Source organism: Sporosarcina sp. SAFN-015, assembly GCF_051966875.1.
Taxonomy (GTDB): domain Bacteria; phylum Bacillota; class Bacilli; order Bacillales_A; family Planococcaceae; genus Sporosarcina.
Genome location: NZ_JBQCKP010000003.1, coordinates 246823 through 255704 on the forward strand (window position 1 = coordinate 246823; position 8882 = coordinate 255704).

8 protein-coding genes are annotated in these 8882 nt (G+C 44.4%); 1 reads left to right on the forward strand and 7 read right to left on the reverse strand.

Going from position 1 to position 8882, the window contains the following annotated elements:
• Positions 1-5: 5 nt before the first annotated feature.
• The 4 genes from mutS to miaB form a co-directional block, all read right to left on the reverse strand.
• The gene (mutS, locus tag ACTHPA_RS07045; protein WP_440499451.1) at positions 6-2573 is read right to left on the reverse strand and encodes a DNA mismatch repair protein MutS; all 2568 of its coding nucleotides are present in this window, start codon (positions 2571-2573) and stop codon (positions 6-8) included.
• A 109-nt stretch (positions 2574-2682) separates the two neighbouring features.
• The gene (cotE, locus tag ACTHPA_RS07050) at positions 2683-3234 is read right to left on the reverse strand and encodes an outer spore coat protein CotE (protein ID WP_440499452.1); all 552 of its coding nucleotides are present in this window, start codon (positions 3232-3234) and stop codon (positions 2683-2685) included.
• A gap of 115 nt (positions 3235-3349) precedes the next feature.
• Positions 3350-3784: a RicAFT regulatory complex protein RicA family protein gene (locus ACTHPA_RS07055; protein WP_440499453.1), complete on the reverse strand. Its 435-nt coding sequence runs from the start codon at positions 3782-3784 to the stop codon at positions 3350-3352.
• Positions 3784-5334: a tRNA (N6-isopentenyl adenosine(37)-C2)-methylthiotransferase MiaB gene (miaB, locus tag ACTHPA_RS07060; protein ID WP_440499454.1), complete on the reverse strand. Its 1551-nt coding sequence runs from the start codon at positions 5332-5334 to the stop codon at positions 3784-3786. Before miaB ends, ACTHPA_RS07055 begins: the two co-directional genes overlap by 1 nt.
• A 148-nt stretch (positions 5335-5482) precedes the next feature.
• Between miaB and ACTHPA_RS07065 the strand changes: the two genes are divergently transcribed.
• Positions 5483-5749: a hypothetical protein gene (locus tag ACTHPA_RS07065; protein ID WP_440499455.1), complete on the forward strand. Its 267-nt coding sequence runs from the start codon at positions 5483-5485 to the stop codon at positions 5747-5749.
• Here ACTHPA_RS07065 and ACTHPA_RS07070 read toward each other — a convergent pair.
• From ACTHPA_RS07070 to rny, 3 genes are all read right to left on the reverse strand, one after another.
• Positions 5746-6015, reverse strand: a complete 270-nt coding sequence (locus tag ACTHPA_RS07070; protein WP_153010004.1) for a stage V sporulation protein S — start codon at positions 6013-6015, stop codon at positions 5746-5748. The two genes, ACTHPA_RS07065 and ACTHPA_RS07070, sit on opposite strands and share 4 nt — an antisense overlap.
• 87 nt (positions 6016-6102) lie before the next feature.
• The gene (locus tag ACTHPA_RS07075) at positions 6103-6900 is read right to left on the reverse strand and encodes a TIGR00282 family metallophosphoesterase (RefSeq protein WP_440499456.1); all 798 of its coding nucleotides are present in this window, start codon (positions 6898-6900) and stop codon (positions 6103-6105) included.
• 87 nt (positions 6901-6987) lie between these two features.
• On the reverse strand, positions 6988-8556 hold the full coding sequence (gene rny, locus ACTHPA_RS07080) for a ribonuclease Y (protein ID WP_440499457.1): 1569 nt from the start codon (positions 8554-8556) through the stop codon (positions 6988-6990).
• Between the last annotated feature and the right edge of the window lie 326 nt (positions 8557-8882).

The window sequence follows — 8882 nt, forward strand, 5'->3', positions numbered from 1 at the left end:
AATCATCAATCCGCTTTCGTAGCCGTACTTAATTGTTTTTGCCAATCTAAGATCAAGTTCATCGCCTGCATCGGTGTCAAGTTCAAGAGGTCTGTCTGTTTCATCTGCTCTAAAACGGACTTGTCCACTTCCGACACCGGGTCAGGATCTTCCTGCAAATCAAAGAACGTCAATTGCTCGGATGCCGAAGGCGCGGCAGCCGCCTGTTCTGCATTTTCAAAAGCGTCAAGGAGCTCCTTAGCACGGACGACGATTGTGTCCGGAAGTCCTGCTAGCTGCGCAACATGGATACCATAACTTTTATCCGCCGGACCCGCCATCACTTTATGGAGAAAGACGACTCTTCCTTCCTGCTCCATAGCAGCCACATGTACATTCGCTAGTCTTTCCAATTCGATGTCCAATTTGGTCAGCTCGTGATAATGCGTTGAAAACAATGTGTTAGCACCGATTTCATTATGGATGAATTCCATCATTGCCTGGGCAAGTGACATTCCGTCGTATGTCGACGTTCCTCTTCCAATTTCATCGAAAAGGAGCAAGCTATTGCTAGTTGCATTCGCAATTGCATATTTCGATTCCATCATTTCCATCATGAACGTACTTTGACCGGATGCCAGGTCGTCCGCCGCTCCGATTCTCGTAAATATTTGATCTGTCACAGGAAGAGTTGCGGACTCGCAAGGCACATAGCAGCCGATTTGAGCCATGATGACTGTCAATGCCACTTGCCGCATAAATGTACTTTTACCAGACATGTTCGGACCTGTTATGAGCAGCATGTTTGCGTCCTCGGTCAGTTTGCAGCTATTCGGCACGTATAATGAATGATCCATCATCTTCTCGACGACGGGATGTCTTCCATTTTTAATTTCCAAGGCCCGTCCGTCATGGAATTGCGGTCTGACGAATCTTTGCTTCTCGGATACTTCGGCGAATGATAAGAGTACGTCCAACTCGGACAGGACGCTAGCCAACCTTTGAACTTTGCGGATATATTTTTTCATTTCGTCTCGCACAGTGCAAAAAAGTGTATATTCCAGTTCTTGCCCTTCCGCTTCGGCATTCAGGATCAGGTCTTCCTTTTCCTTCAGTTCGGAAGTGATATAGCGCTCCGCATTGGCAAGCGTCTGTTTGCGCTCATAACGGCTCAAATCCGCAAGATGGATATTGGATTTAGTAATTTCGATAAAATAGCCGAAAATGCGGTTGTAGCCGATTTTCAAGTTTTTAATGCCCGTACGTTCCCGTTCTTCGCGTTCGAGCCCAGCTAGCCATTCCTTGCCGTTTCTCGAAGCATCTCTATACTGGTCCAGCTTTTCGTGGTAACCATCTTTGATAATGCCGCCTTCCTTGACAGAGAGCGGAGGATTTTCTGCAATAGACACTTCCAAAAGATCAAGCGCTTCCGGACACGGATCGATTTGTTCAGAAAATCGTTGGAGTCGTTCGTGGCCAGATTGTTGTAAAGCATTTTTTAAATGCGGCACCCGTCGAAGGGAATTTCGAAGTTGTGCAAGATCTCTACCACTTGCACTTCCCATGGAAATTCTTCCTGATAACCGTTCAAGGTCATAAACTTCCTTCAAAGCTGTTTTTAATTCATCTCGAAGAAAGTAATCTTCAATCAAGTCGGAAACAATCGTTAATCTATCCTCTATCGCAACCCTGTCCGCCAGAGGCTGATGAATCCAAATTCTCAATTTCCTTGCACCCATCGCTGTCGATGTTTCATCAAGCAGCCAGAAAAGCGTTCCTTCTTTGCTTCCGCTCCGGATGGATTGGACAAGCTCGAGATTGCGCATTGAATTGGCATCGATTGATAGCTTTCCGGATTTTTGGATATATTCAAAAGGACGCAGGTGATCCAAAGATGTTTTTTGAGTGCGTTTCAAATAAGAAACTAAAATATCGCATGCCTCATTCAATTCACTTGGAACATGCGGCTGAGCAGTTTTAGAGTGCATGTCCTCCCCATTTTCCATCGAAAGGACGATATCCCTTTTCGCCATCCATTCATTTAATGTAAGATGCAACCGTTCCCGGACGACGATCTCCTTCATTCCGAGCGCTTCAATCTCGCCAATCAATGTACGTTCATCACCTTTAATAATTTCAGCCTTTCCTTCACCCGTTGCTAGATCGACATACGCCAAAGCATACCGTCGTTCATCCAACTGATCGGCAGCCCCGATGAAATGATTCGCATTGGCATCTAAAGATTTGCCTTCTATAATTGTTCCCGGTGTTACTACTTTGACGACTTCCCGTTTCACAATCCCTTTAGCCGCCCGTGGATCCTCCGTTTGTTCACAGATTGCCACTTTATGGCCTTTTTGGACCAACGTCTCAATATATCCTTCAGCTGAATGAAAAGGCACACCGCACATCGGGATTTTGTCAGTACTTCCTCCGTCCCTGCTCGTCAAAGTAATTTCAAGAATATTGGATGCTTCAATTGCATCGTTGAAAAACATTTCGTAGAAGTCTCCTAAACGGAAAAATAGAAATGCATCCTCATATTCTGATTTCACTTGTAAATATTGTTGAATCATTGGTGTATATGTAGTCATTCCAGAACCTCGCAATATCTGTCGTTTTCTTTATTATATCAAAACATGAAGCCTCACAGGTACAAAGCGGAAAATCCCGAATTTAAAAAAAGCCGGAAGCTTATCCGGCTTAAAATGGACGTGAATCCTTTCCTCTATCGTCATGACGCTTCTCTTCATCTGCTTTGTGATGGTCATGGTCATGTTCTTGATGGGAAGACGATTCATCATTGAATGACCATTCCTCTTCAAATTGATGCGGATGAACAGTGATACATACTTTTGTTTCCCCGACAACTTCCGCTACCAATTCTCTTTCCACTTTAATAATAAATTTTTCACCGCATTCTGAGATGAGTGCCTCGGTGCAATTTGGATGCTGGACGACGTTGACGATAATTTCTTCCTGACCGGACACCGGCTCATCCCGATAATGGAGCCGTATCTTATCCTTATACGGCACCGATTCCGAATAGACGGAAGTCTTTGAGTGATCGTGATGCGAATACCAGACATTCACATCAAATTTCCCTGTCACTTCAATGTATCGTCCCACTTTTTTTGCTTGATGCGTGTGGTTGATCACCCAACAGCCCAGAATGCTCGATGGATTATTCGGCGGCTTCAGAGAGACATTCGATTCCGTCCTTAGTTTCCCTTTAGCAATGACTGCCTTCGTCACAATTTGCCGTAGATTCTTCAGTTCGTTTCCTCCTTCGTTGACGTCTATTTATCCTATGCACCAGAAGCCCAGAAAGTGAAAAAACCGATGAGGAAATTATCCTCACCGGTTTTGATTATGATAATGGCTTATGTTTCGTACTTCTTACGTATGATCCAGTTTCCCCGCGTAGAACATCCCCGCCAGTCGATTCAATGATCTCGTCTGTAACACTGTTGGAAATCGTATTTGAGACCAGTTGAAGCAGTTCATTCACGTCAAGCTGTGATTGTTTGAATTCCTGTACAATCGGAACATCGTCAATCTCAGATTGAATCTTCTCGATTTTCCCTTCAATAATTTGGAGGGCTCTTTCCTTTTCATACATTTGAAAATTGACAGCTTGTGTTTGCAATGATTTCAAGCTAGCAATCTTTTCACGGATTTTTTGATTTTCATTAATTTGTTCTTCAGCACGTTTGAAAAATTCAACTTGCTCTGTATTGGCAATCATATGTGCAATTTCGCGTGCTTTTGCAATGATCTCTTCTTTAGTATAAAACTTTTCCATTATGACATCACCTTTTCCTCTTTTACGATACCGATAAATTCTCCGTCGAGCGACCATGTTTTGGCCTCTGTAATTTTTACATTCACAATTTCGCCGATCACTGAACGCGGCGCTTTGAAATTAACGAGTTTATTCTTCTCTGTATAACCGGCAAGCACTTCGGGATTCCTTTTACTTTCTCCCTCTACAAGCACTTTTACAATTTTACCTTTATAAGGCTTCATCGCTTCTGCGGACATATCATTTACGAGCTTATTGAGACGTTGAAGACGTTCTTTTTTCACTTCCATTGGGATATTGTCCACCATCTTGGCGGCTGGCGTCCCTTCACGTGGAGAATAAATATACGTATAAGCCATTTCGAAGCCGACTTCCTTATATAAAGAAAGTGTTTCTTCGAATTGCTCGTCCGTTTCATTCGGGAATCCGACAATAATATCCGTTGTCAACGTGACGTTTGGAATGGCGGCTTTTATTTTACCGACAAGCTCCAAGAACTGTTCTCTGGAATATTTTCGCGCCATAATCTTCAAAATATCGCTTGAACCTGATTGGACAGGTAAATGTATGTGATCGAGCAAGTTCCCGCCTTTAGCAAGAACTTCAATGAGATGATCATCGAAATCCCTTGGGTGGCTCGTTGTAAAACGTATGCGCGGAATATCAATTTGACGAAGGTCATCCATTAAATCCCCTAGGCGATATTCAATATCATCGAAGTCTTTTCCATAAGCATTAACGTTTTGGCCGAGCAGCATGATCTCTTTATATCCATGAGCGGCTAGCTGCCTAACTTCTTGGATAATGTCATGTGGGCGTCGACTGCGCTCTTTTCCACGGGTATACGGAACGATGCAGTATGTGCAGAACTTGTCGCAGCCGTACATGATGTTGACCCAAGCTTTTATATTGCCATGTCGGACTTTTGGAAGGTTTTCAATGATATCCCCTTCTTTAGACCAAACTTCGACGACCATTTCTTTGGACATATATGCTTCATGAAGGATATTTGGCAATCTGTGGATGTTATGCGTTCCGAAGATCATATCGACTTGATCGTATGTTTTCAGGATTTTATTAACGACTGACTCTTCTTGTGACATGCAGCCACAAACGCCTATGAGCAGATCAGGTTTTTCAAGCTTTAACGGCTTCAAATGTCCCAATTCACCAAACACCTTGTTTTCGGCGTTTTCTCGAATTGCGCACGTATTCAGTAGAATGACATCTGCATCGTCCACCATGTTTGTCGCTTCGTATCCTAAACCGGTAAAGATGCCCGCCATTACCTCAGTATCATGCTCGTTCATTTGACAACCATATGTACGGATATAAAATTTACGTCCAGCACCCATGCCAATAAAACGCTTTTCAATTTGGAAATCGTCGTGATAGGCGATTTCTTCTTTACCGCGCTTTTTTGCATTCTTTAAGGATGGGGGTGTATAGACTGTTTCAAAATATTTACTATAGTCCTTTTCCGTTGCAGATGCAGTTTTCACTGTATCCGGTTTGACAAGCCCGGCTTCCAGGCGTTGTTCTTCATTCATTTAAACAGCCCCTTTCTTCAAACCTTGCGGGAATTGAACAGATTCGATTCCATTATACATGAACTTCTTACCACTTTGAAGTAGTGTGATTTTTTTCACATCTGGAATTCAGCAGTTTTAGGCAACTGTGTGACAACTGGCGGTTTCTTTGGACGCGAGTGGGCTTGCTTTGGACGCGAGACGGCTTGCTTTGAACGCGCAACCACCTGCTTTGGACGCGAGACGGCTTGCTTTGGACGTGCGACCACCTGCTTTGGACGCGAGACGGCTTACTTTGGACGCGCAACCATCTGCTTTGGACATTAGACCTTATATAGGCGTTGCAACAATAAGGGGCTATCGCAGAAAATCAGTTTTCACTGACTTGCTGGATAGCCCCCTTGGATTTTATTGCTATTGTCAAATACGTTTTTAACTTCTTTTTCTCTTCTCAACTAACAGCTTCAACGCTGTTCGTCCCTCACCATTAATTTCAATATCGGTAAATGCCGGGGCACAAACGAGGTCGCTGCCGCTTGGAGCGACAAAGCCGCGTGCAATTGCGACCGCTTTGATGGCCTGGTTCAATGCGCCGGCGCCGACCGCCTGCATTTCCGCATACCCTTGATCCCTGATTACCGCTACGAGTGCTCCTGCGACGGAATTTGGATTAGAGCGGGATGATACCTTCAATGGACTCACCATGTTTCCTCCTTGTTTTCACGATGTCTATGGAATGTATTTATCCATACGTCATCTTATGAAAAGAAGGAGATGAATAGACTCACTTCATACTTCGAATCGGTGATCCTCATTGATCATAATACGTTCAATCGCGACAGCTTTACCTGTTTGGTCGTTTAACTCGACAAACAGCCCATTCAATTGGGCGCGGCCTCGTTTCGGAACTTCAAAGCGAGTCGGCAAATTCGTACGGAATCGATAGATGACATCCTCTTTCTTCATCCCTAATATTTCGTCATAGGGGCCAGTCATTCCGGCGTCCGTCAAATAGGCTGTACCGCCTGGCAAAATACGGTCATCTGCCGTTTGAACATGTGTATGCGTCCCGACGACAACAGATGCTTTTCCGTCCAAATGCCACCCCATAGCGATTTTCTCACTTGTCGCCTCAGCATGGAAATCAACGAAAATAAGTGGAGAAATTTCGCTTGCCTCTTCAATCAATTCCTCCGCCTTTTCAAACGGATCGCCATGCGGCGGAAGGAATGTTCGGCCATGCAAATTAATTACTGATAACGTCACTCCATTTTTAGTAATCGTCGTCATGCCTTTTCCCGGAGCCTCATCTGAAAAATTTGCAGGACGGATCAAATAATCGGTATCATCGATAAAATCGTATATTTCTTTTTGATCCCACGTATGATTGCCCATCGTCACGACATCGACGCCTGAACGGAGAAGATCGTCAAAAATTGCTTTTGTAATTCCCCTGCCCGAAGCGGCATTTTCACCGTTGGCAATGACGACATCCGCTTTGTATTTTCTTTTCAATCGTGCGATATGATCGAACACCATCTCTCTGCCGATTGATCCTACAATATCACCAATAAAAATTACCTTCATGATTGTAACCTCTTTCTACTTATACGAACTTCAAATGTAACGATAAGAAAATGACTCCTGAACCATGGCTGGACAGGAGTCATTTTATCATTTTGCATATTCGACTGCACGCGTTTCACGAATGACCGTCACTTTGATGTGACCCGGATAATCGAGTTCTTCCTCGATCCGTTTTCGAATATCTCTAGCCAGTCGATGCGCAGTAATATCATCAATCTGGTCTGGTCGAACAATGATTCGGACTTCGCGGCCCGCTTGGATGGCGAATGATTTTTCTACGCCTTCGTATGATTCCGAAATTTCTTCAAGTTTTTGTAACCTGCGAATATAGTTTTCTAAAGTTTCACTTCGTGCACCTGGTCTTGCTGCTGATAATGCATCTGCTGCAGCAACCAATACTGCGATGACAGACGTCGCTTCTTCATCACCATGATGGGATGCGATACTATTGATGACAACAGGGTGCTCTTTGTACTTCGTAGCAAGCTCTACCCCGATTTGAACGTGGCTTCCTTCGACTTCGTGGTCGATCGCCTTACCGATATCGTGGAGAAGACCTGCACGTCTTGCAAGGGTGACATCCTCGCCAACCTCGGCTGCCAACAGTCCTGCAAGATAAGCAACTTCAACGGAGTGCTTCAGGACGTTTTGGCCGTAGCTTGTTCGGAAATGCAATCTTCCAAGGATTTTGATTAGATCCGGATGCAAGTTATGAACTCCTACGTCAAATGTAGTCTGTTCCCCTTTTTCACGGATTAGTTCGTCCACTTCCCTGCGCGCCTTATCTACCATCTCTTCAATACGTGCCGGGTGTATTCTGCCATCTTGTACAAGTTTTTCAAGTGCAAGACGTGCAGTTTCACGACGGACAGGATCGAAGCCTGATAGAATGACCGCTTCTGGAGTATCGTCGATGATTAGATCAATACCAGTCAATGTTTCCAATGTCCTGATATTACGACCTTCCCTTCCGATGATTCGGCCTTTCATTTCATCGTTCGGCAAGTTTACGACAGACACGGTTGTTTCTGCAACATGATCTGCAGCGAAACGTTGTAATGCAAGGGAAAGGATTTCGCGCGCTTTCTTTTCGGATTCTTCTTTTGCACGCTGTTCTGATTCTTTTGTCATTACGGCGATATCTGTAGAAAGCTCTTTCTCGACGTCATCCAAGATGATTCGTTTCGCTTCATCCCGTGTGAGGGCCGAGATTCTTTCAAGTTCCGTCTGTTGCATGGCAACAAGATCTTCCGCCTTGCGTTCCATTTGTTCAATATGCTGTTGTCTACTGGAAAGCGCATCATCTTTGCGTTCCAGTCCTGCTTCTCTTTTATTGAGAGCATCATCCTTGCGGTCAAGATTTTCTTCCCGTTGTAAAAGGCGGTTTTCCTGCTTTTGCAGTTCCGCTCTTCGTTCACGGACTTCTGACTCCGCTTCAATTCTCAGTTTGTGATTTTCATCTTTCGCTTCTAACAGTGCCTCTTTTTTCATAGCCTCCGCTTCACGTTTCGCATCTTCGACGATTTGTTCTGCAGAGTTTTTGGCACCCGTCACTCTTGAATCATTCACCTTTTTGATAACTAAATAGATAACAACTGCACCGACGAACAGACCGAGCAAAGCGGAGATGATGTTTCCGATGATTCCATCTGGCATCCAGGTCACCTCCTCCTGCTATTCTTTTCGTTTTCAGTCGGCTCGTATATTAACATTCAACATACTGCCATAATGATTTCATTGGTGTGAAATTATACAATTCTAATTGTATCTATGAAAATTTGCCATGTCAAGGATTGTAAACAAAAGCGGAGGGCGGCGTTTAGCTTCGACAGGCATAAGGCAGATCTGCGAAACGGCGATCTTTGCCGTATAGCAGATCTGCATTATGACCCGAGAAGCTGCCGCCCGGAGTCTAGACGTAAACAAAAGCGGAGGGCGGCGTTTAGCTTCGACAGGCATAAGGCAGATCTGCGAAACGGCGA

What these genes read in the sequence shown, in the direction of transcription:
- mutS (WP_440499451.1), bottom strand. Translation starts at nt 2,573, where the DNA reads ATGACTACATATACACCAATGATTCAACAATATTTACAAGTGAAATCA.
- ACTHPA_RS07055 (WP_440499453.1), bottom strand. Translation starts at nt 3,784, where the DNA reads ATGGAAAAGTTTTATACTAAAGAAGAGATCATTGCAAAAGCACGCGAA.
- miaB (WP_440499454.1), bottom strand. Translation starts at nt 5,334, where the DNA reads ATGAATGAAGAACAACGCCTGGAAGCCGGGCTTGTCAAACCGGATACA.
- ACTHPA_RS07075 (WP_440499456.1), bottom strand. Translation starts at nt 6,900, where the DNA reads ATGAAGGTAATTTTTATTGGTGATATTGTAGGATCAATCGGCAGAGAG.
- rny (WP_440499457.1), bottom strand. Translation starts at nt 8,556, where the DNA reads ATGCCAGATGGAATCATCGGAAACATCATCTCCGCTTTGCTCGGTCTG.